The 26,925-nt window shown below is 64.9% G+C and carries 22 protein-coding genes; 13 read left to right on the top strand and 9 right to left on the bottom strand.

Annotated elements, in window-relative coordinates; translation table 11 throughout:
* Positions 1 to 9: 9 nt before the first annotated feature.
* The 4 genes from dapE to dapC form a co-directional block, all read right to left on the bottom strand.
* Positions 10 to 1,146 (bottom strand): succinyl-diaminopimelate desuccinylase, encoded by a 1,137-nt coding sequence (gene dapE / locus ACEN42_RS09170; protein WP_371879757.1) that lies wholly within the window; start codon positions 1,144 to 1,146, stop codon positions 10 to 12.
* Between the two features lie 99 nt (positions 1,147 to 1,245).
* Positions 1,246 to 1,617, bottom strand: coding sequence for an ArsC family reductase (locus ACEN42_RS09165; RefSeq protein ID WP_250483500.1), 372 nt, complete (start codon positions 1,615 to 1,617; stop codon positions 1,246 to 1,248).
* 2 nt (positions 1,618 to 1,619) lie between these two features.
* The gene (gene dapD / locus ACEN42_RS09160; RefSeq protein ID WP_238287937.1) at positions 1,620 to 2,447 is read right to left on the bottom strand and encodes a 2,3,4,5-tetrahydropyridine-2,6-dicarboxylate N-succinyltransferase; all 828 of its coding nucleotides are present in this window, start codon (positions 2,445 to 2,447) and stop codon (positions 1,620 to 1,622) included.
* A 46-nt stretch (positions 2,448 to 2,493) separates the two neighbouring features.
* The gene (gene dapC, locus ACEN42_RS09155; protein ID WP_371879756.1) at positions 2,494 to 3,711 is read right to left on the bottom strand and encodes a succinyldiaminopimelate transaminase; all 1,218 of its coding nucleotides are present in this window, start codon (positions 3,709 to 3,711) and stop codon (positions 2,494 to 2,496) included.
* A gap of 193 nt (positions 3,712 to 3,904) precedes the next feature.
* Here dapC and ACEN42_RS09150 point away from each other — a divergent pair, with 193 nt between their 5' ends.
* From ACEN42_RS09150 to def, 5 genes are all read left to right on the top strand, one after another.
* Complete coding sequence (locus ACEN42_RS09150) at positions 3,905 to 4,882, top strand: DMT family transporter (protein WP_371879755.1); 978 nt, start codon at positions 3,905 to 3,907, stop codon at positions 4,880 to 4,882.
* 124 nt (positions 4,883 to 5,006) lie between these two features.
* Positions 5,007 to 8,522, top strand: a complete 3,516-nt coding sequence (gene smc, locus ACEN42_RS09145) for a chromosome segregation protein SMC (RefSeq protein ID WP_371879754.1) — start codon at positions 5,007 to 5,009, stop codon at positions 8,520 to 8,522.
* Between the two features lie 177 nt (positions 8,523 to 8,699).
* Positions 8,700 to 9,947 (top strand): cell division protein ZipA C-terminal FtsZ-binding domain-containing protein, encoded by a 1,248-nt coding sequence (locus ACEN42_RS09140; RefSeq protein ID WP_238287934.1) that lies wholly within the window; start codon positions 8,700 to 8,702, stop codon positions 9,945 to 9,947.
* Positions 9,948 to 10,139: 192 nt separating this feature from the next.
* On the top strand, positions 10,140 to 12,218 hold the full coding sequence (gene ligA / locus ACEN42_RS09135; protein WP_371879753.1) for an NAD-dependent DNA ligase LigA: 2,079 nt from the start codon (positions 10,140 to 10,142) through the stop codon (positions 12,216 to 12,218).
* Positions 12,215 to 12,748: a peptide deformylase gene (gene def / locus ACEN42_RS09130; RefSeq protein WP_187604913.1), complete on the top strand. Its 534-nt coding sequence runs from the start codon at positions 12,215 to 12,217 to the stop codon at positions 12,746 to 12,748. Before ligA ends, def begins: the two co-directional genes overlap by 4 nt.
* A gap of 61 nt (positions 12,749 to 12,809) precedes the next feature.
* Here def and ACEN42_RS09125 read toward each other — a convergent pair whose 3' ends face one another.
* The 5 genes from ACEN42_RS09125 to map all read right to left on the bottom strand — a co-directional run bounded on the left by ACEN42_RS09125 (position 12,810) and on the right by map (position 18,864).
* Positions 12,810 to 13,046, bottom strand: coding sequence for a hypothetical protein (locus ACEN42_RS09125; RefSeq protein ID WP_035503535.1), 237 nt, complete (start codon positions 13,044 to 13,046; stop codon positions 12,810 to 12,812).
* 259 nt (positions 13,047 to 13,305) lie between these two features.
* The gene (locus tag ACEN42_RS09120) at positions 13,306 to 14,055 is read right to left on the bottom strand and encodes a pseudouridine synthase (RefSeq protein WP_371879752.1); all 750 of its coding nucleotides are present in this window, start codon (positions 14,053 to 14,055) and stop codon (positions 13,306 to 13,308) included.
* Positions 14,037 to 15,212: a hypothetical protein gene (locus tag ACEN42_RS09115; protein WP_371879751.1), complete on the bottom strand. Its 1,176-nt coding sequence runs from the start codon at positions 15,210 to 15,212 to the stop codon at positions 14,037 to 14,039. The genes ACEN42_RS09120 and ACEN42_RS09115 overlap by 19 nt, the downstream gene beginning before the upstream one ends.
* 184 nt (positions 15,213 to 15,396) lie before the next feature.
* Positions 15,397 to 17,982 carry a [protein-PII] uridylyltransferase gene (locus ACEN42_RS09110; RefSeq protein ID WP_371879750.1) on the bottom strand — a complete coding sequence of 862 codons (2,586 nt, stop codon included), beginning with the start codon at positions 17,980 to 17,982 and terminating at the stop codon, positions 15,397 to 15,399.
* A gap of 72 nt (positions 17,983 to 18,054) precedes the next feature.
* A complete protein-coding gene (map, locus tag ACEN42_RS09105; protein WP_187604910.1) occupies positions 18,055 to 18,864 on the bottom strand; it encodes a type I methionyl aminopeptidase in 810 nt (269 codons plus the stop codon).
* Positions 18,865 to 19,247: 383 nt separating this feature from the next.
* Here map and rpsB point away from each other — a divergent pair, with 383 nt between their 5' ends.
* From rpsB to rseP, 8 genes are all read left to right on the top strand, one after another.
* A complete protein-coding gene (gene rpsB / locus ACEN42_RS09100) occupies positions 19,248 to 20,000 on the top strand; it encodes a 30S ribosomal protein S2 (protein WP_008350088.1) in 753 nt (250 codons plus the stop codon).
* A 140-nt stretch (positions 20,001 to 20,140) separates the two neighbouring features.
* Positions 20,141 to 21,022, top strand: a complete 882-nt coding sequence (tsf, locus tag ACEN42_RS09095) for a translation elongation factor Ts (protein ID WP_371881099.1) — start codon at positions 20,141 to 20,143, stop codon at positions 21,020 to 21,022.
* Between the two features lie 233 nt (positions 21,023 to 21,255).
* A complete protein-coding gene (pyrH, locus tag ACEN42_RS09090; RefSeq protein WP_008350086.1) occupies positions 21,256 to 21,969 on the top strand; it encodes a UMP kinase in 714 nt (237 codons plus the stop codon).
* A 93-nt stretch (positions 21,970 to 22,062) separates the two neighbouring features.
* A complete protein-coding gene (gene frr, locus ACEN42_RS09085; RefSeq protein WP_035498903.1) occupies positions 22,063 to 22,623 on the top strand; it encodes a ribosome recycling factor in 561 nt (186 codons plus the stop codon).
* A gap of 84 nt (positions 22,624 to 22,707) precedes the next feature.
* Positions 22,708 to 23,490, top strand: coding sequence for a polyprenyl diphosphate synthase (gene uppS / locus ACEN42_RS09080; RefSeq protein WP_035498901.1), 783 nt, complete (start codon positions 22,708 to 22,710; stop codon positions 23,488 to 23,490).
* Positions 23,484 to 24,296: a phosphatidate cytidylyltransferase gene (locus ACEN42_RS09075; protein ID WP_187604908.1), complete on the top strand. Its 813-nt coding sequence runs from the start codon at positions 23,484 to 23,486 to the stop codon at positions 24,294 to 24,296. The genes uppS and ACEN42_RS09075 overlap by 7 nt, the downstream gene beginning before the upstream one ends.
* A gap of 18 nt (positions 24,297 to 24,314) precedes the next feature.
* Complete coding sequence (locus tag ACEN42_RS09070; RefSeq protein WP_371879749.1) at positions 24,315 to 25,532, top strand: 1-deoxy-D-xylulose-5-phosphate reductoisomerase; 1,218 nt, start codon at positions 24,315 to 24,317, stop codon at positions 25,530 to 25,532.
* Positions 25,533 to 25,539: 7 nt separating this feature from the next.
* Positions 25,540 to 26,922 (top strand): RIP metalloprotease RseP, encoded by a 1,383-nt coding sequence (gene rseP, locus ACEN42_RS09065; RefSeq protein ID WP_371879748.1) that lies wholly within the window; start codon positions 25,540 to 25,542, stop codon positions 26,920 to 26,922.
* Positions 26,923 to 26,925 lie beyond the last annotated feature (3 nt).

The following is a 26,925-nucleotide window of genomic DNA, read 5'->3' as shown; positions in this document are numbered from 1 at the left end:
AGATTGAATTCAGGCAATCAGTGCTTCGAGCACGCGCCGGTACACGTTCTTCAACGGCTCGATGAAGCGCACTTCGACATGCTCGTCGATCTTGTGAATCGTGCCGTTGGGCGGGCCGAACTCCACGACCTGATCGCAGATGCGCGCGATGAAGCGTCCATCGGAGGTGCCGCCCGTGGTAGACAGTTCGGTGCGCACGCCGGTTTCATCGGCGATGGCTTTTTCGAGCGCCTCCGACAGCGCGCCGCGCGGCGTGAGAAAGGGCAGGCCGCTCACGATCCATGTCAGATCGTAGTTGAGGCCGTGCCGGTCGAGAATCGCGTGCACGCGGCTTTGCAGGCTTTCGACCGTGCTCGCCGTCGAGAAGCGGAAGTTGAACATCAGTTCGGCGTGGCCGGGAATGATGTTGGTCGCGCCGGTGCCGGAGTGCAGGTTCGACACTTGCCAGGTGGTCGGCGGGAAGTATTCGTTGCCGTCGTCCCAGCGCTCGGCGACGAGTTCTGCGAGCGCGGGCGCGAGCAGATGCACCGGATTCTTAGCGAGATGCGGATACGCAATGTGTCCCTGCACGCCCTTGACGACGAGCTTGCCCGTCATCGAGCCGCGCCGGCCGTTCTTGACCATGTCGCCGAGCGTGGCGTTCGATGTCGGCTCGCCGACGATGCAGTAGTCGAGCCGTATGCCGCGCGCCTGCAACGCTTCGACGACCTTGATCGTGCCGTCGGTCGCGGGGCCTTCTTCATCGCTCGTGATGAGAAACGCGAGCGTGCCGCGATGCTCCGGATGCTTTGCGACGAACTCTTCGCTCGACACGACGAACGCCGCGAGCGACGCCTTCATGTCCGCCGCGCCGCGGCCGAAGAGCTTGCCGTCGCGGTGAGTGGGCGTGAAGGGCGGCGAGGTCCATTGTTCGAGCGGGCCGGTCGGCACGACATCGGTGTGGCCGGCGAACGCGAGCAATTTGGCCGACGCGTCCGTGCCGCGCCTCACGGCCCACAGGTTGGTGACGCCGCCCGATCGGATCGTTTCACATTCGAAGCCGATCGCCGCAAGCCGCTCGATCATGAGCGCCTGACAAGCCTGATCGTCGGGCGTGACGGATGCGCGTTCGATCAGCGCTTCGGTGAGGGAGAGGGTGCCGGACATGGTCGTATTGAATCGATGCGATAAAAAAATGCCGGCGCGCAGGCCGGCACTCGTAGCAATCTTGCGATGACCGTCGAGTTCACAGTCATCGCGTTCACTTCAGGCGAAGAGCGTTTCGTACTGCTCGGCGGAAAATCCGAGCGTCTTCACGCGCCCGTTCACGACGACGACCGGCCGCTTGATGATCGACGGCTTGTGGATCATCAGCGCGATCGCGCCGCCGGTCGTATCGGCTTCGGCCTTGTGCACATCCGACAAGCCGCGCCACGTCGTGCCGCGCTTGTTGATGAGCTGCTCGAGCGGCACGTCCTTCAGCCAGTCCTGGATCAGCGCGTTCGACACGCCAGCCTTCTTGAAGTCGTGAAACTCGAACGGCACGCCGTGCTCTTCCAGCCACACGCGCGCTTTCTTCACGGTGTCGCAATTCGGAATGCCGTAGACGACCGTGGTCGGGGTCGAGCCGCGCGCCACGATCAGTCGCCTCGCAGCAGTTCGTTCAGGCCGACCTTCGCGCGCGTCTTGGCATCGACCTTCTTGACGATCACCGCGCAGTACAGGCTGTGCGAGCCGTCCTTCGAAGGCAGATTGCCCGCGACGACGACCGAGCCCGCCGGAATGCGGCCGTAGCTGACTTCGCCGGTTTCGCGATCGTAGATCTTGGTCGACTGGCCGAGATACACGCCCATCGAAATGACGGAATTTTCTTCGACGATCACGCCTTCCACCACTTCCGAACGCGCGCCGATGAAGCAGTTGTCCTCGATGATGACCGGGTTCGCCTGCAGCGGCTCCAGCACGCCGCCGATGCCCACGCCGCCCGACAGATGCACGTTCTTGCCGATCTGCGCGCACGAGCCGACGGTGGCCCATGTGTCCACCATCGTGCCTTCATCGACATACGCGCCGATGTTCGTGTACGACGGCATCAGCACGACGTTCTTCGCGATGAACGAGCCGCGGCGCGCGATGGCCGGCGGCACGACGCGAAAGCCGCCCGCAGCGAAGTCTTCGGCCGTGTAGCTGGCGAACTTCGAGGGCACCTTGTCGTAGAACTGGGAGTAGCCGCCCGCGGGCATCGGCGCGTTGTCTTCCAGGCGGAACGAGAGCAGCACGGCTTTCTTCAGCCACTGATTCACGACCCAGTCGCCGTCGCGCTTCTCGGCAACGCGCATCTGGCCTTTATCGAGCTGCTCGATGGCATGCGCGACGGCTTCGCGGACTTCGGCGGGCGCGGCCTTGGGCGACAGCTCGGCGCGGTTTTCCCAGGCGGTATCGATGATGCTCTGAAGTTGTTGCGACATAGTGGTATCAAGGATGGAGGATTGGACCGGCTGCGCTCAACGTCAGTCAGGACTTGAGCGAGCGGCAGAATTCGACGATGCGGCGGGCTCCTTCGACACATTCCGCGATTTCGGCCACGAGCGCGATACGCACGAAACCTTCACCGGGATTCGTGCCGTGCGCGAAGCGAGCGAGAAAAGAGCCCGGCAGAACCGTCACATTATAGTCGGCGTACAGGCGCGCCGCGAACTCGGTATCCGTGAGCCCGGTGCCCGAAACGTTCGCCCAGAGGTAGAACGCGGCGTCGGGCAGGCGCACGTCGAGTACGTCGGCGAGCATCGGCGTGACTGTCTGGAATTTTTTCAGATACTTGGCGCGGTTGTCGCGCACGTGCGTTTCATCCTGCCATGCGACGACGCTCGCGCGCTGAAACACCGTCGACAGCGCCGCGCCGTGATACGTGCGATAGAGCAGGAAATCCTTCAGGACCGACGCGTCGCCCGCGACGAAACCCGAGCGCATGCCGGGCACGTTCGAACGTTTCGACAGGCTCGACAGCATCACGAGGCGATCGAAACCGCGATCGAGCAGCCGTGCCGCTTCGAGGCCGCCGAGCGGCGGATGGCCTTCGTCGAAATAGATCTCCGAATAGCACTCGTCCGACGCGATCACGAAGCCGTGTTTGTCCGACAGCGCGAAAAGTTCGCGCCAGTTGTCGAGCGTGAGCACCGCGCCCGTCGGATTGCCCGGCGAGCACACGTAGAGCAGTTGCGTGCGCGCCCAGATGTGATCGGGCACCGCGGAATAGTCGCACGCGAAGTTGCGCGCCGGATCGCAGTTGACGAAATACGGCTCGGCGCCCGCGAGCAAGGCCGCGCCTTCGTAGATTTGATAGAACGGGTTCGGACAGAGTACGATGGGCGGTTCGGCGGCGCTGGCCGTGCGGCTGTCGATCACGGTTTGCGCGAGCGCGAAGAGCGCTTCTCGCGAGCCGGACACGGGCAGCACCTGCGTCGCCGCATCGATCGATGCGAGGCCGTAGCGCTGCATCACCCACGCCGCGATCGCCGCGCGCAACGGCTCGCTGCCGAGCGTCGCCGGGTACGACGCGAGGCCGTCGAGCGAATCGATCACGGCGTCGCGGATCAGCGCGGGCGTCGGATGCTTCGGCTCGCCGATGCCGAAGCTGATCGGCGTGAATCCCGCGCGCGGCTCGATGCCCTTGAAGAGCGCGCGAAGCTTTTCGAACGGATAAGGCTGAAGTTTCTTGAGAAGTGGATTCACGGCGTGACCGGTAAGCAGTGAGCGATGCGCGCGAGGCAAAAAGCGCCTGCGAGCGCGGCATCGGAAGACATCGAACGGACGCGAAGCAAGCCTGGGATTATAGCGCGCGGCCTTGGCCCGGAAACGGACAGCGGCGCGCGACACGAAGGACGACAGTACGAATGACCGTAACAAAAACAGATGAGGCGCCGGCATGACCCGCAGCCTCAGTAATGCATGGCCGACGCTCGCGATCATGCTGGGCGCGTCGGTGTGGGGGCTCGTCTGGTATCCGATGCGCATGCTCGCCTCGATGGGCCTTTCCGGCACGGCCGCCAGCGCGACGACGAGCGCCGCCGCGTGCGTCTTCGTGCTGCTCGCGAAACGCCGCTCGATCAGCACGCTCTCCTGGCACTGGCCGCTGGTCGCGCTCGGCGTGGCGGCGGGCGTGACCAATATCGGTTTCGTGTGGGGCGCGATCCACGGCCAGGTGATGCGCGTGCTGCTGCTCTTCTATCTGACGCCCGCGTGGACCGCGATCTTCGCGCACTTCATCCTCAAAGAGCGCCTGACCCGCGCCGATGCGGCGCTCTCGCTGCTTTCGCTGGCGGGCGCCGTGACGATGCTGTGGTCGCCCGAGCTCGGCATGCCGCTGCCCGCCGATCTCGCGGAATGGGCGGGCCTCATGGGCGGCATGGGCTTCGCGATGAGCAACGTGCTCGTCGTCAAGGTCACGCGCACCTTGCCCGCGATGAAGCCCGAGATGCGCACGGCCGTGATCTTCGGCGGCGCGGCGCTGATCGCGTCGCTCGTCACGTGTTTCGAGCCGATGCCCGCGCCGCCCGCCGCCGCGCTGTTGCCCACCGTGACGCTGATCGTGATCGGGCTGGGCGTCGTGCTCGCGGGCAACAACATGATCGTGCAGATCGGGCTCGCGCGCGTGCCGGCCAATCGCGCGTCGATCATCATGCTCTTCGAACTCGTCGTCACCGCGCTCTCGGCGTGGCTCTTCGCAGGCGAAGTGCCCGGCCCGCGCGAATGGGCGGGCGGCGCGTGCATCGTCGTCGCGTGCGTGCTGTCGGCATGGGTGCATCGGCAGGGCGGGCAGCGCTCGTCTCCCGCGTCCGAAGCGCCCGAGATCGCCAAAGACGCGCCGGAAAGCAAAAAGAAATCGACTCGCGCGATGGTATGATGGTGTCCGCTTCGCCGGGACACGCATGTGTTGTCGCGCTGCGTGACCGAATGCGATCGACGCGCCGCAATGCGGTTCGTCTGCCATCTATCCTCCGTCATCAATTCCAAACAGCGATATCGCCGTGCGTCTGACCTCGATAAAACTCGCTGGCTTCAAGTCCTTCGTCGATCCCACGCATTTCCAGGTCCCCGGCCAGCTCGTCGGCGTGGTCGGACCGAATGGCTGTGGCAAGTCCAACATCATCGATGCCGTGCGCTGGGTGCTCGGCGAATCGCGCGCCTCCGAGCTGCGCGGCGAATCGATGCAGGACGTGATCTTCAATGGATCGACGGCGCGCAAGCCCGGCAGCCGGGCGAGCGTCGAACTCATTTTCGATAACGCCGACGGCCGCGCCGCCGGTCAGTGGAGCAGCTACGGCGAAATCGCCGTGAAGCGCGTGCTGACACGCGATGGCACCTCCAGCTACTACATCAACAATCTGCCCGCGCGCCGCCGCGACATTCAGGACATCTTCCTCGGCACCGGCTTAGGCCCGCGCGCCTACGCGATCATCGGGCAGGGCATGATCTCGCGCATCATCGAGGCGAAGCCGGAAGAGCTGCGCGTGTTTCTCGAAGAAGCCGCGGGCGTGTCGAAGTACAAGGAGCGCCGTCGCGAGACCGAGAACCGTCTGCATGACACGCGCGAGAATCTGACGCGCGTCGAGGACATCGTCCGCGAGCTTTCGAACAATCTCGAGAAGCTCGAAGCGCAGGCGGTCGTCGCGACCAAGTACAAGGAGCTGCAGGCCGAGGGCGAAGAGAAGCAACGCCTGCTGTGGCTGCTGCGCAAGAAGGAAGCGGGCAACGAAGCCGAACGCCAGCAGCGCGCGATCCGCGAGGCGCAGGTCGAGCTCGAAGCGCAGACCGCGCGCCTGCGTGAAGTCGAAGCGCAACTGGAAACGCTGCGTGTCGCGCACTACAGCGCGAGCGACACGATGCAAGGCGCGCAAGGCTCGCTCTACGAAGCGAATGCCGAAGTGAGCCGGCTCGAAGCGGAGATCCGCTTCATCGTCGAGTCGCGCAATCGCGTGCAGGCGCAGATCGCCGCGCTCACCGCGCAGCGCGAGCAATGGCAGGTGCAGGCGCAGAAGGCGCACGACGAAATCGACACCGCCACCGAAGCGCTCGCCGAAGGCGAGGAAAAAGCCGCGATCGCCGCGGATACCGCCGCCGCGAAGCACGACGCGCTGCCCGCGCTCGAAGCCCGCTGGCGCGACGCGCAGGCGCAACTGAACGAAGAACGCGCGGGCATCGCGCGCGCGGAACAGGCGCTCAAGCTCGAAGCGGCGCATCAGCGCAATGCGGATCAGCAGCTTCAGCAATTGCAGCAGCGTCAGGAGCGGCTCAAGAGCGAAGCGAAAGGGCTGGACGCGCCCGATGAAGCGCATCTCGAAGAGTTGCGCATGCAGCTTGCCGAGAACGAAGAGGTTCTCGCCGAAGCGCAAGCGCGCCTCGCCGATGCTCAGGAAACGGCGCCGCGTCTGGACGCCGAACGCCGCGAAGCGCAAGAGCGCGTGCAGAAGGAAAGCGCGCAGATTCATCAGCTCGAAGCACGCCTCGCCGCGTTGAAGCAGCTTCAGGAAAGCGTGCAGACCGAAGGCAAGATCCAGCCTTGGCTCGACAAGCACGAGCTCGGCGCGCTGCCGCGTCTGTGGAAAAAGCTGCACGTCGAGACCGGCTGGGAAGCGGCGCTCGAATCCGTGCTGCGCGAGCGTCTCGCCGCGCTGGAAGTATCGAATCTGGATTGGGTCAAGGCGTTCGCCACCGATGCGCCGCCCGCCAAGCTCGCGTTCTATTCGCCGCCCGCCGCGGGCAAGCCGGTTCAGACACCCGATGGCCTGCGCCCGCTGCTGTCGCTCGTGCGCATCGACGATCCGGGTCTGCGCGCCGTGCTCAACGAATGGCTCGCCACGACTTTCATCGTCGACGATCTCGCGCAGGCGCTGGCTTCGCGCAATCAGTTGCCGGAGGGCGCCGCGTTCGTCGTGAAGGCGGGACACATCGTGACGCGCGTGGGCGTGCAGCTCTACGCGCCGGATTCCGAACAGGCAGGCATGCTTGCGCGGGCCCAGGAAATCGAGAATCTCACGAAGCAGGTGCGCGCGCAGGCGCTCCTGTCCGACGAAGCGAAGGCCAACGCCGTGCGTGCCGATGCCGCGCACACGCAGGGCTCGCAAACGCTCGCCGAGGCGCGCGCCGCCGCGGAGCGCGCGACGCAGCGCGTCCACGCGTTGCAGCTCGATGTGCTGAAGCTCGCGCAGGCGCACGAACGCTACACGCAGCGCAATACGCAGATCGGCGAGGAACTGGAAGAGATCGCCGCGCAGGTCGAAGAGCAGCGTGCGTTGCGCGCCGAATCGGAAGCCGCGTTCGAGCGTCACGATGGCGAGATCGCGCAATTGCAGGCGCGTTTCGAAGACAACCAGCTCGCGTTCGAATCGCTCGACGAAGAACTCACGAACGCGCGTCACGAATTGCGCGAACTGGAGCGCGCCGCGAGCGACGCGAGTTTCGCCGTGCGCGGCTTGTCCGCGAAGATCGACGAGTACAGGCGCAACATCGACACGGCGCACGATCAGAGCGAGCGCATCGCGGGCGCACTGGAAGATGCCCGCGCCGAGCTCGAAACCATCAACGAGCAGACTGCGCAAACCGGTCTGCACGACGCACTCGAAGTGCGCGCGGCGCGCGAGGAATCCCTGCATGCGGCGCGCGTCGAACTGGACGATCTCACTGCACGTCTGCGTCAGGCCGACGAGCAGCGTCTCATGGCCGAACGCTCGCTGCAGCCGCTGCGCGACAAGATCAACGAATTGCAATTGAAGGAGCAGGCCGCGCGTATCAGCGGCGAGCAGTTCGTCGAGCAACTACAGGCGGCGGGCGTCGATGAAGCCGAGCTCGCCGAGAAGCTCACGCCGGACATGAAGCCGTCGTATCTGCAAGGCGAAGTCACGCGCCTGAACAACGCGATCACGGCGCTCGGCCCGGTCAACATGGCCGCGCTCGAAGAGCTCACGGCGGCGACCGAGCGCAAGCACTTCCTCGATGCGCAATCGGCGGATCTCAACAACGCCATTGGCACGCTGGAAGACGCGATCCAGCGAATCGACCAGGAAACGCGCGCGCTGCTGCAAGGCACCTTCGACGAGGTGAACCGTCACTTCGGCGAACTGTTCCCGCGTCTCTTTGGCGGCGGGCAGGCGAAGCTCATCATGACCGGCGACGAAATCCTCGACGCCGGCGTGCAGGTGATGGCGCAGCCGCCCGGCAAGAAGAATTCGACGATTCACCTGCTCTCTGGCGGCGAGAAAGCGCTCACCGCGACCGCCCTCGTGTTCGCGATGTTCCAGTTGAACCCGGCGCCGTTCTGTCTGCTCGACGAGGTGGACGCGCCGCTCGACGACGCGAACACGGAGCGCTTCGCGAACCTCGTGCGCGCGATGGCGGCCAAGACGCAGTTCCTGTTCATTTCGCACAACAAGATTGCGATGGAAATGGCGCAGCAACTGATCGGTGTGACGATGCAGGAGCAGGGCGTGTCGCGCATCGTCGCGGTGGACATGGAAGCCGCGGCGGGTTTCGCGCAGAACGGCTGAAGCATCGCGGTTCGCAAAAGTTTCGATTGATTGAAGGGCCGGACAGTGATCCGGCGGCGTGCGTCAAGGCGCGGAGTGGCGCGCATCGGCCAGGCGGCGGCGAAGAGCCGGAACGCGGCGCGATGCGTGCGACAGATCGCGCGGCGCTTCGTAACCTAAAAGGATGATGGAGCCTGCATGGACGAGTTGACACTCGGTTTGATTGGAGCCGGAGCCGTGGTGGTGGGCGGCGTGGTCGTGTACAACGCGTGGCAGAGCGCGAAGGTGCGTCGCAAGATGCCGCGTCCGATGCCCGATGATGCGGCCGATGCGCTCGCGCGCCAGGACGCCGACGACGAACAGCCGTTCATCGAGCCCGTGCGCCAGTCGCGGCGCGAGCCGGTCGCAGGCGAGGTCGATAGCGCCGACGATCAGCCGCGCGATACGCGCATGGAACCGAGCTTCGGCGGCGCGAATCCGCCGCCGGTCGCACCTGCGGATACGGCCGTCGATCTCCAGGCCGAGGCGACGTCCGCCAATGGCGCCGCGCAGGAAACCGAAATCGACAACGAGGATGAGCGCACCGAACCGGTGATGCCCGCCGCCACCACGATTTCGTCGGCGCCGCCGGCGGTCGTGGATCGGCGCATCGACTGCGTGGTGCCGATTCGCCTCGCCGCGCCGGTCCCGGGCGATCGCGTGATTCCGCTCGCGCAGCGTCTGCGTCGCGCGGGCACGAAGCCCGTTACGATCGAAGGCAAGGCCGAGGGCGAGGCAGCGTGGGAATTGCCGCGCAATGGCATGCGCTACGAAGAGCTGCGCGCGGCCGCGCAACTCGCGAACCGCAGCGGCCCGCTCAATGAACTCGAATTCTCCGAGTTCGTGACGGGCGTGCAGCGCCTCGCCGACGCCATCGACGGCGCGCCCGAATTTCCCGACATGATGGAGACCGTCGGCATGGCGCGTGAGCTCGACGCGTTCGCCGCGCAGTGCGACGCGCAGCTCTCGATCAACATCCTCTCCGACGGCGCGCCGTGGTCCGCGAACTACGTGCAGGCGGTGGCGTCGCAGGACGGCCTGCTGCTGTCGCGAGACGGAACGCGCTTCGTGAAGCTCGACGCGAAGCAGAATCCCGTCTTCATGCTCCAGTTCGGCGACACCAACTTCCTGCGCGACGACCTCACCTACAAGGGCGGCCAGATGATTACGCTGGTGCTCGACGTGCCCGTCGCCGACGAGGACATCCTGCCGTTCCGCCTGATGTGCGATTACGCGAAGTCGCTGTCGGAGCGCATCGGCGCGCGCGTCGTCGACGATCAGCGGCGGCCGCTGCCCGAATCCGCGCTGCTCGCCATCGAAAAGCAGTTGATGACGCTCTATGCGAAGCTGGAGCAGGCGGGCATGCCGGCCGGCTCGCCTGCAACGCGACGTCTTTTCAGCCAGTAAGCGTTCGATGCGCGCGGCTCGCAACGCGCGCTTGCCGCAAGAGAAACGCGCCCCGGCCGGGGCGCGTTTCTTTGCGTGCGCGCCGCCGCACCGACGCCCGCACTTAGGCCATTCGGCCGATGCCACGATTTACCGATCTTCTGAGACAATCGAACGGTCGGTTGACTGACTTATCCACTTTCCCGAAGCCGCATGTCCCGAAAAACAAAAGCCGAGTCCGCCGCTGCCGCCACGTCGGGAGCCGCCGTTCCAAGCGCCGATCGTCCGGCCGAGCGCGCGGCGTGGCTGCGCTCGGAGCTGGAGCGCGCGAACTACGCGTACTACGTGCTGGATCAGCCGGATCTGCCCGACGCCGAATACGACACGCTCTTCAAGGAGCTTCAGGGCATCGAGACCGATCACCCGGATCTCGTCACGCCGGATTCGCCGACGCAGCGCGTGGGCGGTGAAGTGGCCGAGGGCTTCACGCCGGTCGTCCACGACGTGCCGATGCTCTCGCTCAACAACGGTTTCGCGGACGAGGACATCGTCGCGTTCGACAAGCGCGTGTCCGACGCGCTGGGCCACACGCCCGTCGAATATGCATGCGAGCTGAAGTTCGACGGACTCGCCATTTCCCTGCGTTTCGAAGACGGCCATTTCGTGCAGGCCGCGACGCGCGGCGACGGCGCGACCGGCGAGGACGTCACCGCGAACGTGCGCACCATCCGCTCCATTCCGCTCACGCTGAAAGGCAAGAACGTGCCGAAGCGGCTCGACGTGCGCGGCGAGGTGTTGATGTTCAAGCGCGACTTCGAGCGACTGAATGCACGTCAGCGCGACGCGGGACAGCGCGAATTCGCGAATCCGCGCAACGCGGCGGCGGGCGGCTTGCGCCAGCTCGACTCGAAGATGACCGCGCAACGCTCGCTGTCGTTCTTCGCTTACGGCATCGGCGTGCTGGAAGGCGCCGAGATGCCGGCCACGCACGCGGCGCTGCTCGACTGGTACAAGGAACTGGGCTTGCCGGTGAACGCGGAGCGCGCGGTGGTCGAAGGCGCCGAGGGCTTGCTCGGCTTCTTCGGCAAGATCGGCGAGAAGCGCGACAAGCTGCCGTATGACATCGACGGCGTCGTCTACAAGGTCGATCGCCGCGACGAGCAGGACAAGCTCGGCTTCGTGTCGCGTGCGCCGCGCTTTGCGCTCGCGCACAAGTTCCCGGCGCAGGAGGCATTGACGGAGTTGCTCGCCATCGACGTGCAGGTCGGCCGCACCGGCGCGATCACGCCGGTCGCGCGTCTCGCGCCGGTATTCGTCGGCGGCGCGACGGTCACCAACGCGACGTTGCACAACGAGGATGAAGTCCGGCGCAAGGACATCCGTATCGGCGATACGGTCACGGTGCGGCGCGCGGGCGACGTGATTCCCGAAGTGGTCGGCGCGATTCTCGATCGCCGTCCCGACGATGCACGCGAATTCGTGATGCCGACGGAATGCCCCGTCTGCGGCTCGAAGATCGAGCGCCTGCCGGACGAGGCAATCGCGCGCTGCACGGGCGGGCTCTTCTGTCCGGCGCAACGCAAGCAGGCGCTCTGGCACTTCGCACAGCGCCGCGCGCTCGACGTCGACGGGCTGGGCGAGAAGATCATCGATCAACTGGTCGAACAGAACCTCGTGCGCACGCCGGCGGATCTCTTCAGTCTCGGCTTCTCGACGCTTGCCGCGCTCGATCGCTTCGCGGACAAATCCGCGCAGAACCTGATCGATTCGCTGGAGAAAGCGAGCAAGACCACGCTCCCGCGCTTCATCTATGCGCTCGGCATCCGGCATGTGGGCGAATCGACGGCGAAGGATCTGGCCAAGCACTTCGGCTCGCTGGATCCGATCATGGCGGCATCCGTCGAAGAGTTGCTTGAAGTCAACGATGTCGGCCCGATCGTTGCGGAAGCGATTCATAACTTCTTCAGCGAAGAACACAACCAGCATGTGATCGAGCAGTTGCGCGTGAAGGTGTCGTGGCCGGAAGGACCGCCTGCGCCGAAGGCGCCGCAAGGCGTGCTGGCCGGCAAGACCGTCGTGCTGACGGGCACGCTGCCCACGCTCGCGCGCGAGGAAGCAAAGGAGATGCTGGAGGCGGCCGGGGCGAAGGTGGCCGGCTCGGTATCGAAGAAGACCGACTACGTCGTGGCGGGTGCGGAAGCGGGCAGCAAGCTCGCGAAAGCAGAGGAACTCGGTGTCCCCGTTCTCGACGAAGACGGCATGCGTAGGCTTTTGGAAGGAGTCACTCCATGATTCGCGAAATCCTGAAGATGGGCGATCCGCGGCTTTTGCGTATCGCGCAACCGGTCGAGCATTTCGACACCCCCGAACTGCACGCGCTCGTGCAGGACATGTTCGACACGATGCGCGACGCCAACGGCGCGGGACTCGCCGCGCCGCAGATCGGCGTCGATCTGCAGGTGGTGATCTTCGGCTTCGGGCATAACGAGCGTTACCCGGACGCGCCGTCGGTGCCGGAGACGGTGCTCATCAATCCGATCATTACGCCAAACGGGCACGACATGGAGGAAGGCTGGGAAGGGTGCCTGTCCGTGCCGGGCTTGCGCGGCGCGGTGCAGCGCTTTTCGATGATCCGCTACCAGGGCTTCGACCAGTACGGCAACGCCATCGAGCGGCTGGCCGAGGGCTTTCACGCGCGCGTCGTGCAGCACGAGTGCGACCATCTGATCGGCAAGCTCTACCCGATGCGCATCACCGACTTCTCGAAGTTCGGCTTCACGGAAGTGCTCTTTCCGGGGCTCGACCCGGCGCGCGACGACTGACGCCGCGCGCTTCGGACCGTACGGAATCACGCAAAGGGCCGCTTCGGCAGAAGCGGCCTTTTTACGCCAGTGTTTTCGAGCTGCCGCTGATTTCCGGCTGGCGGAATACGGCGACGTGCTCCGGATTCGCGGATGCCTGGAGGCGTCCGTCGGGCAGGCGCGCGATGACCATTTCCCCGATGCCGGGGCTCATCACGACGACTTCGTCGCGCAGGGCGAGCAGGGCTTCGAGCCGTCGTCGGCCGCTCACGATCTCCAGACCGGTTCCTGTCTCACGAACGATGATCTCAACTGACATGGCGATTCTCCATCATTGCCGTTCAATGCTGCTGATCCTGCTTCCGTCCATCTGAGCGGGGGGCCACGTGGCGCGCATCCGCCTGACAGGTGTAACGGATCGATGATTCATTTTCTTTAGTCAAAAAACGGCTGAAAACGAAAAGGCACGATCGGGACTGCATCGTGCCTATTTTTTCGCGGGAACGTCGTTTTTTTGCGACGCAACAGACGCGCGCACGCACGTTCGAACGAAGGTGCGTGCGGACCGTGCGGCTCGCCTAGAACATCTCGTTCGGGCCGAGATAGCGCCACTGGCCGGCCGGCAAGTCGCCGAGCGTCACGCGGCCCATGCGAATGCGCTTCAGGCCGACGACGTCCAGTCCGACCAGTTCGCACATCCGGCGAATCTGCCGCTTCTTGCCTTCGCGCAGCACGAAGCGGAGTTGTTCGCCGTTCTGCCAGCTCACCTGCGCGGTCTTGAGCGGCACGCCGTCGAGTTCGAGGCCATGACGCAGGAGCGCGAGTTTCTCGGCGGGCAGTTGCTGATCGACATCGACCGTGTGCTCGCCGAAGCGCACGCGCACGAGGTACTCCTTGTCGACTTCCGAGTGACCGCCGATCAGTTGCTTCGCGATGCGGCCGTCCTGAGTCAGCACGAGAAGTCCGGTGGAATCGATGTCGAGACGTCCCGCAGGCGCGAGCGTGCGCAGATGTCCCGGCGCGAAACGGATGCCCGAGCGATCCTCGTTCCAGTGATTGCCCGGGTTGATGAGCGTGACCGCGGGCTCGTAGCCGTCTTCCGCCTGCCCCGATACATAGCCGACCGGCTTGTGCAGCAGGATCGTGACCAGTTGCGACTGCGCCGAACGCGCCGCGGGCAGGATTTCGACGTTCTGCGTCGGACGGATACGCGTGCCGAGCGTGTCGATGACTTCGCCGTCGACGAGCACCCAGCCTTTCTCGATCCATTCGTCGGCTTCGCGGCGCGAGCAGAGGCCGAGTTCCGACATCACTTTGGAGAGGCGCACGAGGCCGTCGTTGTGGTCGCGATGCTTCGGCGCGGATTCCGCGGCGGGTGCGGGCGGCTTGCGCGCTTCGATACGATCGTCGCGTTTGGCGAATGGTCGATCGTCGTCGCGGCGTGTGGGACGCGTGCCCGGCGCGCGGTCGTCGCGCGATTTGAACGGGCGATCTTCGGTTGATCGGCGCGGGCCGCGATCGCCGAACGCGGGGCGTGAATCGTCGCCGCGTGGTTTGAATGTGCGACGCTCGTCGCCACCGGCTGGGCGCTCGCCGCGCGCCGGCGGACGACCTTCGCGACCGCGATCTCCAAATGCAGGACGCGAATCGTCACCACGCGGTTTGAACGTGCGACGTTCTTCGCCACCAGCAGGACGCTCGCCGCGCGCCGGCGGACGACCTTCGCGACCGCGATCGCCGAATGCAGGACGTGAATCATCGCCACGCGGCTTGAACGGGCGACGCTCGTCGCCACCGGCTGGGCGCTCGCCGCGCGCAGGCGGACGACCCTCGAACGATTTGCGCGGACCGCGATCGCCGAATGCAGGACGCGAATCATCGCCACGCGGCTTGAACGGGCGACGTTCATCACCACCGGCAGGACGCTCACCCCGCGCAGGCGGACGACCTTCGAACGATTTACGCGGACCGCGATCGCCAAATGCGGGACGCGAATCGTCGCCACGCGGCTTGAATGTGCGACGTTCATCACCCCCGGCAGGGCGCTCGCCGCGCGCAGGCGGACGGCCTTCGAACGATTTACGCGGACCGCGATCGCCAAACGCAGGACGCGAATCATCGCCACGCGCTTTGAACGGGCGACGTTCGTCACCACCGGTTGGGCGCTCGCCACGCGCAGGCGGACGGCCTTCGAACGACTTGCGCGGACCGCGATCGCCAAACGCAGGACGTGAATCATCGCCACGCGGCTTGAACGGGCGACGTTCCTCACCACCGGCAGGACGCTCGCCACGCGCAGGCGGTCGACCTTCGAACGATTTACGCGGACCACGCTCGCCAAACGCCGGACGCGAATCATCGCCACGCGGCTTAAATGGGCGTCGCTCGTCGCCACCGGCAGGACGCTCACCACGCGCAGGCGGCCGGCCTTCGAACGACTTGCGCGGACCGCGATCGCCAAACGCAGGACGCGAATCGTCGCCACGCGGCTTGGACGCGCGCGCTTCGCGCTTGTCGGTCGTCGGCGGGCTCGCGCGCTTGGGACGTGCCTCGTCCGGCGACGGCGCGCGAACAGGCTTGCGCCCGGTGACCGTGCCGGTTCGAACCGGTGAACGCGTCGCCGAAGTGGGACGCGGATGTTTGGCTGTCAGTTTGACGCGCATAAAGTCTCAGGCTGCGATCGCGCGCAGCAGCTCGGTTTCCACCTGGATCTGGGTGCGGTTGTTCGACAGGCTCTTGCCGTCGAGCAGGAACACGTCCTCGACACGTTCGCCGAGCGTGTTGATCCGCGCCGCCTGCACGCCGATCCGGTGTTGCGCCAGAACGCGCGCGATCGAATAAAGAAGGCCCTGCCGGTCGTTGGCCGACACGGACAGGATGTAGTACTGGCCGCGATCGTCGGGACGCAGGTCCACGCGCGGTGTGATCGGAAACGTGCGCACGAGCCGCGATACGCGGCCCTTCGACGGTTCCGGGAGTATGCGCTCATCCGCGAGCAGCGCGGCGAGTTGCTGCTCGACGAGGTTGGCGATGTCGCGATAACTCCCGTCGTGATCCGGATGCGCGACGAGGAAGTTATCGAGCGCGTAACCGTGACGGGTCGTCGTCACGCGCGCATCGAGCACGGAGAGACCGTTCTTGTCGAAATACGCGCAGATGCCGGCGAAGAGATCGGGCCGATCCTTCACGTACACGAGCACCTGCAACGCCGCGCCGATGGGCGAGGGCCGCGCGCGCACGATCGGCTCGTCGCTCTCCACGTGACGGTAAAGCACGCGCGTCTGCCACGCGATGTCGGCCGGATCGTGGCGCAGGAAATAGCCGACGTCGAGCTGATCCCACAGGCGCTTTTGCGCGTGCTCCGGCACGGTTTCCAGCCGCAGCAGCGCGAGCGCCGCTTCCTGGCGCGACTTGAGCTCCGAATGCGCATCCGGCTGCGCGCCGCCGAGCACGGCCTGCGTCGCACGGAACAGGTCTTCGAGCAGCTTGCCTTTCCAGTTGTTCCAGACTTTCGGGCTCGTGCCGCGGATATCGGCGACGGTCAAAAGGTAAAGCGCGGTGAGTCGCCGCTCCGTCTTCACCACCGACGCGAATTGCTTGATGACTTCGGGATCGCTCGTGTCCTGCTTCTGCGCGACCTGGCTCATCGTCAGATGCTGCTGCACGAGCCAGATCACGAGCTCGGTATCTTCGGCGCCGATATCGTGCTCGCGGCAAAAACGCCGGGCGTCGGCCATGCCGAGCGTCGAATGATCGCCGCCGCGGCCCTTCGCGATATCGTGGAAAAGAGCCGCGACATATAGCACCCACGGACGCTCGAAGTTGCCCATCAGCTGGCTGCAGAACGGATACTCGTGCGCATGCTCGGCGATCGCGAAACGCCGCAGGTTGCGCAGCACCATCAGGATGTGCTGATCGACGGTGTAGACGTGATAGAGATCATGCTGCATCTGCCCGACGATGCGCCGGAAGTTCAGCAGGTAGCGCCCGAGCACGCTCGTCTGGTTCATCAGTCGGAACGCATGCGTGATGCCTTCAGGCTGCTTGAGGATCTCCATGAACAGCCGGCGATTCTCCGGGTCGCGCCGCCAGTCGCGGTCCATCAGATCGCGTGCGTTGTAGATCGCCCGCAGCGTGCGCGCGGAAAATCCCTTGATGCCGCGCGTCTGTTCGTACAGCAGGAACGCTTCGAGAATCGCGTGCGGCTCGCGCTCGAATACATCGTCGCGGGCGATTTCCAGCATGCCTTGCTTCTCGACGAAGCGCCCGGAAATGACCCGCGTGATGCCGCTCGTCGACGGGAAAAGCTGTGCCTCGACGTTCTGGATCAGGATGGTGGCGAGCTGCGTGACCGCCTTCGCCGCCCAGTAGTAGCGGCGCATCAGCTGCTCGCTCGCGCGCTTGGCGGTGGTCGCCTCGAAGCCGAAGCTCTCCGCGAGCGGCGTCTGCAGATCGAAGACGAGAATGTCCTGGCGGCGCTTCGCGATCACGTGTAGCCGCGCGCGCAGCGCCTTCAGAAAGCCTTCGTTGCGGCGCAGTTCGCGCGCTTCGCGTTCGGTAATGAGCTCGCGCGCATCGAGTTCGCGCCAGCTGCTGCCAAAGCCCGCCGCGCGCGCGATCCACAGAATCAGTTGCAGATCGCGCAAGCCGCCGGGGCTTTCCTTGATGTTCGGCTCGAGGCTGTAGGGCGTGTCCTGAAACTTCGCGTGACGCTGGCGCATTTCCAGCACTTTCGCCTGGAAGAACGCGCGCGGATCGAGCGTCTCGCGATAGCGCGCCGAAAAGCGCTGGAACAGGGACATGTCGCCGCAAATGCGCCGCGCTTCGAGCAGCGACGTCTGCACGGTGATGTCGTTGCCGGCCTCGGCGATGCATTGCTCGACCGAGCGCACGCTGCTGCCGATATCGAGTCCCAGATCCCACGCCATCCCGATGAAACGCTCGACGCGGCCGTTCAGCTCCGCATCGCCGTGTTGCGGCGACGCTTCGGGAAGGAGCACGAGGATGTCGACGTCGGAATAGGGCGCGAGCTCGCCGCGCCCGTAACCGCCGACCGCGACGAGCGCCGCGCTCTCGGGCATGTCGCAGGCGGCCCACGCGCCTTTGAGGGCGTCGTCGGTGGCGCGGGCGAGCGCGTGCATCAGCGGCTCGACGTTCGACGCCGCCCCGAAGCGTTCGATAAGCGCCGCCTTCGCCGCCTTGTAGGCGGCGCGCAACGTTTCACAGGGCGTGGCGACAGCGGCGATTACGCTCATGAATGGAAAGTGGCGAGGACGGCGGAAGGATGCGCCCGCGTGCATGCGCGGCGGGCGCCGGGAGAGACGAAATCAGGCGGTCGCGGCGATCAGTTGCGAGGGCGCCTGCGTGCCCGCCGAAACGGTCAGCACGTCATAGCCCGTCGGCGTGACGAGCACGGTGTGCTCCCATTGCGCCGAGAGGCTGCGGTCGCGCGTCTTGACGGTCCACTGGTCCGGCATCGTGCGGATTTCGCGGCGGCCAGCGTTGATCATCGGCTCGACGGTGAAAATCATGCCGGCCTGCAGTTCGATGCCCGTGCCGGCACGGCCGTAGTGCAGCACCTGCGGCTCTTCGTGGAACACCTGTCCGATGCCGTGGCCGCAGTATTCCCGCACGACGCTGTAGCCTTGCGCTTCGGCGTGCTTCTGGATCGCCGCGCCGATGTCGCCAAGATGCGCGCCGGGGCGCACCTGTTCGATGCCGAGCCACATGCAGTCGAACGTCGTCTGAACGAGGCGCTTCGCCAGGATCGATCCCTCGCCGACGATGAACATGCGGCTCGTGTCGCCGAAATAGCCGTTCTTGATGACGGTGACGTCGATATTCAGCGCGTCGCCGTTCTTCAGCACCTTTTCGCCGGGGATGCCGTGGCAGATCACATCGTTTACGGAAATGCAGGTGGCTTTCGGGTACGGCGGATAGCCGGGCGGCTGATAATTGAGCGGTGCGGGAACGGTGCCCTGTTCCTTCACCATATATTCGTGACAGAGGCGATCCAGCTCTTCGGTCGTCACGCCGGGAGCGATATGCGGCGTGATGAAATCGAGCACTTCGCTGGCGAGCCGGCAGGCGACGCGCATCTGCGCGATATCGTGTTCGTTTTTCAGCGTAATGGACATGACTTGGCCCGAAATGCGTGTGTGCGGCAGTGAGCCGCGAAAGCGGCATTATCGCACCTTAAGAAATGCGCCGCACCCGGATCGTTTGGACCGGACGGGGCTAGGGCGCTAAGGTTGATGCAAAGACGCGCGGTTCCGGATCGGTCGTGCGGCTTGAGCCGACCAATCCTCACATGCTATACTCGAAGGCTAAGTCGTAATCCATATTGCCGTCACGATGTCGTATGACAATCCGGGCGTGAATAGTGGAATGCGGCTTGGAAACTTGTTTCAAGTCGATACGCAAGCCGGCGCACCCAGGGTGTCCGGCGCCCGGTTAAGCGAAAACAACCAGGCGCGGGATGCGGCAGCCGGCTTAAGACCTAACCCTCGCGGAGAATTTCATGGCAGTCACGATGCGTCAAATGCTGGAAGCCGGTGTCCACTTCGGTCACCAAACGCGCTTCTGGAACCCCAAGATGGCCCCGTACATCTTCGGTCATCGCAACAAGATTCACATCATCAACCTCGAAAAGACCCTGCCGCTCTACAACGACGCGCTGAAGTATGTGCGCCAGTTGGCAGCGAACCGCGGCACGATCCTTTTCGTCGGCACGAAGCGCCAGTCGCGCGACACCATCGCTCAGGAAGCAGCGCGCGCCGGTATGCCTTTCGTCAACGCCCGCTGGCTCGGCGGCATGATGACCAACTTCAAGACGCTGAAGGTTTCGATCAAGCGCCTGAAGGACATGGAAGCGGCGCTGGAATCGGGTGAAACCGAGCGCATGAGCAAGAAGGAAGCGCTTCTGTTCGAACGCGAAATGGTCAAGCTGCAAAAGTCCATCGGCGGCGTGAAGGACATGGGCGGCATTCCTGATGCAATGTTCGTGATCGACGTCGGCTACCACAAGATTGCCGTGACCGAAGCGAAGAAGCTCGGCATTCCGGTCATCGCCGTGGTCGATACGAACCACTCGCCGGAAGGCATCGACTACGTGATCCCGGGCAACGACGACGCCTCCAAGGCAGTCGCGCTGTACGCTCAGGGCGTTGCCGACGCGATCCTCGAAGGCCGCGCGAACGCGGTGAACGACGTTGTCCAGGCCGTCCGTAACGGCGAAGGCGACGAGTTCGTCGAGGTCAACGCAGAGGCGTAATCGAGCCCTGCGGCCGACAAAAAAGGGGGCTTTGCGAAAGGCCCCTTTTTTTTAGTCGAAGCGATAGAAATGCCTATTTTCCTGCCGTGGGCGCGATGTAAAGCCGGCGGCACGTATCAAACAGACTCAAGGAGCGAATGATGGCGGCAATTACCGCAAGCATGGTGGCAGAACTGCGCGCAAAGACCGACGCGCCGATGATGGAATGCAAGAAGGCGCTGACGGAAGCCGACGGCGACATGGCGCGCGCGGAAGAACTGCTGCGCGTGAAGCTCGGCAACAAGGCGAGCAAGGCGGCATCGCGCGTGACGGCTGAAGGCATCGTAACGGCGCACGTCGAAGGCGCCGTGGGCGCGCTCGTCGAACTGAACTGCGAAACCGACTTCGTCGCGAAGAACGACGACTTCCTGGCCTTCGGCAAGACGATCGCCGAACTGGTCGCCAAGAACAACCCGGCCGACGTGGCCGCGCTGTCGGCGCTGCCGCTGGAAAGCTCGACGGTCGACGCCGTGCGTCTCGCGCTCGTCGGCAAGATCGGCGAAAACCTGTCGATTCGCCGTTTCGTGCGTTTCGAGTCAGCCAACAAGGTCGCGTCGTACCTGCACGGCACGCGTATCGGCGTGCTGGTCGAGTTCACGGGCGCTGACGACCAGATCGGCAAGGACGTCGCGATGCACGTCGCCGCGATGAAGCCGGTTTCGCTGTCGTCGGACGAAGTGCCGGCCGATCTGATCGCCAAGGAGCGCAGCATCGCCGAGCAGAAGGCCGCTGAATCGGGCAAGCCGGCCGAGATCGTCGCGAAGATGGTCGACGGCTCGGTCCAGAAGTACCTGAAGGAAGTGTCGCTCCTGAACCAGCCGTTCGTGAAGAACGACAAGCAGACGATCGAACAGATGCTCAAGGCAGGCAACGCATCGGTGCAGAAGTTCGCGCTGTTCGTCGTGGGCGAGGGCATCGAAAAGCGCCAGGACGACTTCGCAGCCGAAGTCGCTGCGCAAGTCGCAGCGGCCAAGCAGTCCTAAGGCTCGCTTAAGGCGCGTGTGCTGTGATAGCGCGCCGAGTTCGCGGTACCCGCGGCGGAACATTCCGCCGCACGCATTCAGCGATCGGATCGCACAAGCAGCGGGCGCGTTAGGCTAGGGATAACCCTGATCTACCGCGCCCGCCGCCCGATCCGGCCCGCTTGCGGTAAGTAATGTTTCACCCCTACAGTTCTACGTTGTTGCAACCCTCCTCGGCGCGATCGGAACCTCATATGCCCACAGCCTACAAACGCGTACTCCTCAAACTCTCCGGCGAAGCCCTCATGGGCGACGATGCTTTCGGCATCAATCGCGCAACGATCGAAAGGATGGTGGCGGATGTCGCGGAGGTGGTGCGGATCGGGACGCAGCTTGCCGTCGTCATCGGCGGCGGCAATATCTTCCGTGGTGTGGCGGGCGGCGCGGCCGGCATGGATCGCGCGACGGCCGACTACATGGGCATGCTCGCCACGATGATGAACGCGCTCGCGCTCCAGGACGCCATGCGCCACGCGGGCATCGAAGCGCGTGTGCAGTCGGCGCTGCGCATGGATCAGGTGGTCGAGCCCTACATCCGTCCGCGCGCGATTCGCCAGCTCGAAGAGGGCAAGGTCGTGATTTTCGCGGCCGGCACGGGCAACCCGTTCTTCACGACAGACACGGCAGCCGCGCTGCGCGGCTCGGAAATCGGCGCCGAAGTGGTGCTGAAAGCGACGAAAGTCGATGGCGTATACTCCGCCGACCCGAAGAAGGACCCGCACGCGACGCGCTACAGCACGATCAGCTTCGACGAGGCCATCGGCAAGAACCTTCAAGTGATGGACGCCACTGCGTTCGCGCTGTGCCGCGACCAGAAGCTGCCGATTCGCGTGTTCTCGATCACGAAGCCGGGCGCGTTGAAGCGCATCGTGCAGGGCGACGACGAAGGGACCCTCGTCCACGTGTAAACTCTCGCGGTATCAGGCGCTGCGCGGCTGGCGGGGAGCCCCGCGCGTGATGCGCCGCTTTTCGCCAGTAAAACCCAGGTTTGGAGGTTCAAAATGAGTGTGGCTGACATCAAAAAAGGCGTCGACCAGAAGATGCAGCGGTCGATCGAAGCGTTCAAGGCCGATCTCGCCAAGATTCGCACGGGTCGCGCCCACACGGGGCTGCTCGACCACATCCAGGTTGATTACTACGGCTCGAACGTGCCCATCTCCCAGGTCGCGAACATGACGCTCGTCGATGCGCGCACGATCGGCGTGCAGCCGTGGGAAAAGAAGATGGTCGCGGTGATCGAGAAAGCGATCCGCGAATCGGATCTCGGCCTGAACCCGGCCACGCAGGGCGACCTGATCCGCGTGCCGATGCCCGCGCTCACCGAAGAGCGCCGCCGCGAACTCACCAAGGTCGTGAAGAGCGAAGGCGAAACCGCGAAGGTCGCCGTGCGCAACCTGCGCCGCGACGCGAACGATCAACTGAAGAAATCCGTGAAGGACAAGGAGATTTCCGAAGACGACGAGCGCCGTGCGAGCGACGAAGTGCAGAAGCTCACCGACAAGTTCGTCGCTGAGATCGACAAGCTCGTTCAGACCAAAGAATCCGAAATCATGACGGTGTGAGGCCGTAGAAACGGTCCTGCCAGCCCTGGGCGTGTATATATCCGGGCTGGCTTTCACTCTTTCAGATTCCCAGATTCAGCGGCCATGACCTATACCAGCTCTACCGTTACCGTGCCCGATGTCGCGGCTGTCCCGCGCCACGTCGCGATCATCATGGACGGCAATGGCCGATGGGCGACCGAGCGCCGCCTGCCGCGCGTCGCCGGTCATACGCGCGGCGTCGATGCGGTTCGTGCGACCGTCGAAAGCTGCGCGCGGCGCGGCGTCGAATTCGTCACGCTCTTTGCGTTCAGCTCCGAAAACTGGCGCCGTCCGACCGACGAAGTGTCGTTCCTGATGCGCCTGTTCGTCACCGCGCTCGAGCGCGAAATCGGCAAGCTGCACGCGAACGGCATCCGCCTGCGCGTCGTCGGCGACATCAGCATGTTCGACGACCGCATCCGCGCGCTGATTCAACGCGCCGAGACCAAGACGGCCCGCAACACCCGCCTCACGCTGACCATCGCCGCCAACTACGGCGGGCGCTGGGACATCATGCAGGCGACGAAGAAACTCATCGCCGAGTCCCTGGAGACGGGCACGCCCGCGCGCGTGGACGACGAGTCGTTCGCCGCGCATCTCGCGATGGCCTATGCGCCCGAACCGGATCTCTTCATCCGCACGGGCGGCGAGCAGCGCATCAGCAATTTCCTGCTGTGGCAGCTCGCGTACACCGAGTTTTATTTCACCGACATCTACTGGCCCGACTTCGACGCCGACGCGCTCGATCGCGCGATCGCTTCCTACGGTGACCGCGAGCGCCGCTTCGGGCGCACGAGCGCGCAACTCGCTTCTCAATCGCAGAAGGCCGACACCCTTTCATGCTAAGAACCCGTGTCATCACGGCAATCGTCCTGCTCGCGGTACTGGTGCCGATCACGCTGTTCGCGCCGATCGGCGCGTTCGGAGCGCTCATCGGTTTCGTCGTGGTGTTCGCGGCCTGGGAATGGGGACGTCTCCTCAAGCTGAACGGAGCGGGGCCGGTTGCCTACGCGCTCGTCGCGGGGCTCGCGCTCATTTTCAGCACGTTTCTCGGGATCAAGTCCACGCCGCTGTACCAGATGGCTGCGATTTTCTGGGTGCTGGCCGGTCCCTACGCCTTGCTGCGCAAGCCCGCGCTAGCCGCCCACACGTGGCGCGCGTTCCTGCTTTTCGCGGGAATCGTCGTGTTTCTGGCCTGCTGGCATGCCGTCGTCGATGCGCGCACGCGAGGCGTTGCATTCGTGCTATCGCTTCTTCTAGTAGTCTGGCTGGCTGACATAGGCGCATACTTCGCCGGAAAAGCGCTCGGCCGCCACAAACTCGCTCCGTCGATCAGCCCGGGCAAAACCTGGGAGGGCGCCATCGGTGGGTGGCTCGCCGTCATCGTCATCGGCGCGCTCGCCGCTGCCACCGGCTTTTATGCGCCTACCGTATTCACGGCCTTCGTCGGGCATCTCGGCTGGGATCGCTCGTTCGTCGCGCTTTCCGTGCTGGTCGCGTTCAGCGTGGTCGGCGATCTGTTCGAGTCGCTGCTGAAGCGCCAGGCCGGCGTCAAGGACTCGAGCGGCCTCTTGCCCGGTCACGGCGGCGTCCTCGACCGCATCGACGCATTGTTGCCTGTATTGCCGATCGCATTGCTCATGCTTGGCTAATCGGCTAGAGAAGAATTTATGCAAAAACGTCTCACATTGCTCGGCTCCACGGGCTCGATCGGCGACAGCACGCTCGACGTCGTGGCAAGGCACCCGGACCGTTTTTCGGTCTACGCGCTCACCGCTCACCGCAACGGCGACAAACTCGTCGCCCAGTGCCTGAAATTCCAGCCCGAGGTGGCGGTCGTCGGCGATGCCGAAACGGCCGCGCGCGTCGCGTCGGCATTGCGCGCGCAGGGCTGCAAGACCGAAGTGACGCACGGTACGGAGGCGCTCGTCGAGGTCGCACGCGCGACGCAGTGCGACACGGTCGTCGCGGCCATCGTAGGCGCTGCGGGCCTCGCGCCCACGCTCGCCGCCGCGCGCGCCGGCAAGCGCATCCTGCTCGCGAACAAGGAAGCGCTCGTGATGTCCGGCCAGATTTTCATGGACGCGGTGCGCGACAACGGCGCGATTCTGCTGCCGGTCGACAGCGAGCACAACGCCGTGTTCCAGTGCCTGCCGCCTTGCGCGGACAAGGAAGCGCAACTGCATGGCGGCGTGTCGAAGATCATCCTGACGGCGTCGGGCGGCCCGTTCCGCACGCGCGAACCGGCGACGCTCACGAACGTGACGCCCGAGGAAGCCGTCAAGCATCCGAACTGGGCGATGGGCCGCAAGATCTCCGTCGATTCCGCGACGATGATGAACAAGGGCCTCGAAGTGATCGAGGCGCACTGGCTCTTCAATCTGCCGGGCTCGCGCATCGAAGTGCTGATCCATCCGCAGAGCGTGATTCATTCGATGGTGTCCTACGCCGACGGCTCGGTCCTCGCGCAACTCGGCAACCCCGACATGCGCACGCCCATCGCGCACGCGCTGGCGTATCCTGACCGTGTGGACTCGGGCGTGGCGCCGCTGGATCTCGTGCAGATCGCGACCCTCACGTTCGAAAAGCCCGATTTCGCGCGCTTCCCGTGCCTCGCGCTGGCCATCCAGGCGCTCGAAGCGGGCGGCATCGCGAGCGCCGCGTTGAACGCGGCCAACGAAATCGCCGTGGAAGCGTTTCTGGAGCGCCGCATCGGCTTCATGGCAATCGGCGGCGTGGTCGAGCGCGTGCTGAACGACCTGCCGAATACGAGCGCCGCGACGCTGGCGGACGTGCTCGCGGCCGATGCGAGCGCGCGCCGTCTCGCATCCCGTTTCGTCGCTGAGCTCACCGCGAGCGCGCCGGGCGCCGAACCCATCGCCCATTGAGGCCGTCATGAACTTTCTGACCGAAATCGTCGCCTTCGTCGTTGCGATAGGCGTACTCGTCGTCGTCCACGAATTCGGTCACTACAGTGTCGCGCGACTGTGCGGCGTGAAAGTGCTGCGTTTCTCGGTCGGCTTCGGCAAGCCGCTCGTGCAGTGGGTCAGCAAGAAGACGGGCGTTCAGTGGACGATCGCCGCGCTGCCGCTCGGCGGCTACGTGAAGATGCTCGACGAACGCGAGGTCGATCCCGATAGCGGCACGACGATTCCCGCCGAGGACTTGCCGCGCGCTTTCAACCGCCAGAGCGTCGCCAAGCGGATTGCCATCGTGGCGGCGGGGCCCATCGCCAATTTCCTGCTCGCGATCGCGCTCTTTTCCGCCGTGTTCGCGGGCGGCGTGACCGAACCCGCCGCGATCGTCTCGCAGCCCGCGCCCGACACGGCGGCGGCGCACGCGGGTTTCGAAGGCGGCGAGACGGTGCTCTCGATGCGCGACGCGCAGGGCGGCGAGACGCATCCGATCCGCTCCTGGTCCGATTTGCGCTGGAAGCTGCTCGACGCGTCGTTCGATCATCGTCGCATCGTGCTGACGGCGAAGACGCACGACGGGACCTTCGACTTCCCGGTGACGGTCGCGGGCATCACCGACGAGCAAGCCGATCAGGACTTCATGGACAAGCTCGGCTTCGCGCCGGGCGGCGGCACGTTGACGGTCGCGGGCGTCGAGGCGGGGAGCGCGGCGCAGAAGAGCGGGCTGAAGGCGGGCGACATGCTGCGCGCGATCGATGGCCGCAGCGTCGACAACGCGACGAGCTTCATCGATTACGTGAAAGCACACGGCGCGAAGCCCGTCACGCTCGTGATCGAGCGCAACGGCAAGCGCGAGTCCGTGCAGATCGTGCCCGACCTCAAGCACGATGCATCGACGGGCAAGGAGATCGGCCGCATCGGCGCCGCGCTCGCGAATCAGCTGCCGACCGTGGACGTGCGCTACGGGCCGCTCGAAAGCCTGCGCCTCGGCGTGAACCGGACGTGGGACATCAGCATCTACTCGCTGCGCATGTTCGGGCGGATGATCGTCGGCGAGGCTTCGCTCAAGAATCTCTCGGGACCGGTCACCATTGCCGACTATGCGGGCAAGAGCGCAAGGCTCGGCGTGGCGGCCTTTGTTTCGTTTCTCGCCCTCGTCAGCATCAGTCTCGGAGTGTTGAACTTGTTACCGATTCCGGTATTGGACGGTGGGCATCTGTTATATTATTTGGTTGAGGCTGTTACCGGCAAAGCCGTATCCGATCGCTGGCAGCTGGCTCTGCAAAGGGCGGGCCTGGTCTGCATCGTCGCACTGTCGATGATCGCGCTGTTCAACGACCTCGCTCGTCTGATTCGTTTTTGATCC

Source organism: Caballeronia sp. S22, assembly GCF_964261745.1.
GTDB classification, from domain to species: domain Bacteria; phylum Pseudomonadota; class Gammaproteobacteria; order Burkholderiales; family Burkholderiaceae; genus Caballeronia; species Caballeronia jiangsuensis.
Note: the sequence above shows the minus strand (reverse complement) of the source record. Positions and strands in the feature narration are given on the sequence as shown.

Bases quoted from the DNA above. Each gene is read 5' to 3' on its own strand.
- dapE (WP_371879757.1), bottom strand. From the start codon at position 1,146: ATGTCCGGCACCCTCTCCCTCACCGAAGCGCTGATCGAACGCGCATCC.
- dapD (WP_238287937.1), bottom strand. From the start codon at position 2,447: ATGTCGCAACAACTTCAGAGCATCATCGATACCGCCTGGGAAAACCGC.
- ACEN42_RS09150 (WP_371879755.1), top strand. From the start codon at position 3,905: ATGACCCGCAGCCTCAGTAATGCATGGCCGACGCTCGCGATCATGCTG.
- ACEN42_RS09140 (WP_238287934.1), top strand. From the start codon at position 8,700: ATGGACGAGTTGACACTCGGTTTGATTGGAGCCGGAGCCGTGGTGGTG.
- ligA (WP_371879753.1), top strand. From the start codon at position 10,140: ATGTCCCGAAAAACAAAAGCCGAGTCCGCCGCTGCCGCCACGTCGGGA.
- def (WP_187604913.1), top strand. From the start codon at position 12,215: ATGATTCGCGAAATCCTGAAGATGGGCGATCCGCGGCTTTTGCGTATC.
- ACEN42_RS09125 (WP_035503535.1), bottom strand. From the start codon at position 13,046: ATGTCAGTTGAGATCATCGTTCGTGAGACAGGAACCGGTCTGGAGATC.
- ACEN42_RS09110 (WP_371879750.1), bottom strand. From the start codon at position 17,982: ATGAGCGTAATCGCCGCTGTCGCCACGCCCTGTGAAACGTTGCGCGCC.
- map (WP_187604910.1), bottom strand. From the start codon at position 18,864: ATGTCCATTACGCTGAAAAACGAACACGATATCGCGCAGATGCGCGTC.
- rpsB (WP_008350088.1), top strand. From the start codon at position 19,248: ATGGCAGTCACGATGCGTCAAATGCTGGAAGCCGGTGTCCACTTCGGT.
- tsf (WP_371881099.1), top strand. From the start codon at position 20,141: ATGGCGGCAATTACCGCAAGCATGGTGGCAGAACTGCGCGCAAAGACC.
- pyrH (WP_008350086.1), top strand. From the start codon at position 21,256: ATGCCCACAGCCTACAAACGCGTACTCCTCAAACTCTCCGGCGAAGCC.
- frr (WP_035498903.1), top strand. From the start codon at position 22,063: ATGAGTGTGGCTGACATCAAAAAAGGCGTCGACCAGAAGATGCAGCGG.
- uppS (WP_035498901.1), top strand. From the start codon at position 22,708: ATGACCTATACCAGCTCTACCGTTACCGTGCCCGATGTCGCGGCTGTC.
- ACEN42_RS09075 (WP_187604908.1), top strand. From the start codon at position 23,484: ATGCTAAGAACCCGTGTCATCACGGCAATCGTCCTGCTCGCGGTACTG.
- ACEN42_RS09070 (WP_371879749.1), top strand. From the start codon at position 24,315: ATGCAAAAACGTCTCACATTGCTCGGCTCCACGGGCTCGATCGGCGAC.
- rseP (WP_371879748.1), top strand. From the start codon at position 25,540: ATGAACTTTCTGACCGAAATCGTCGCCTTCGTCGTTGCGATAGGCGTA.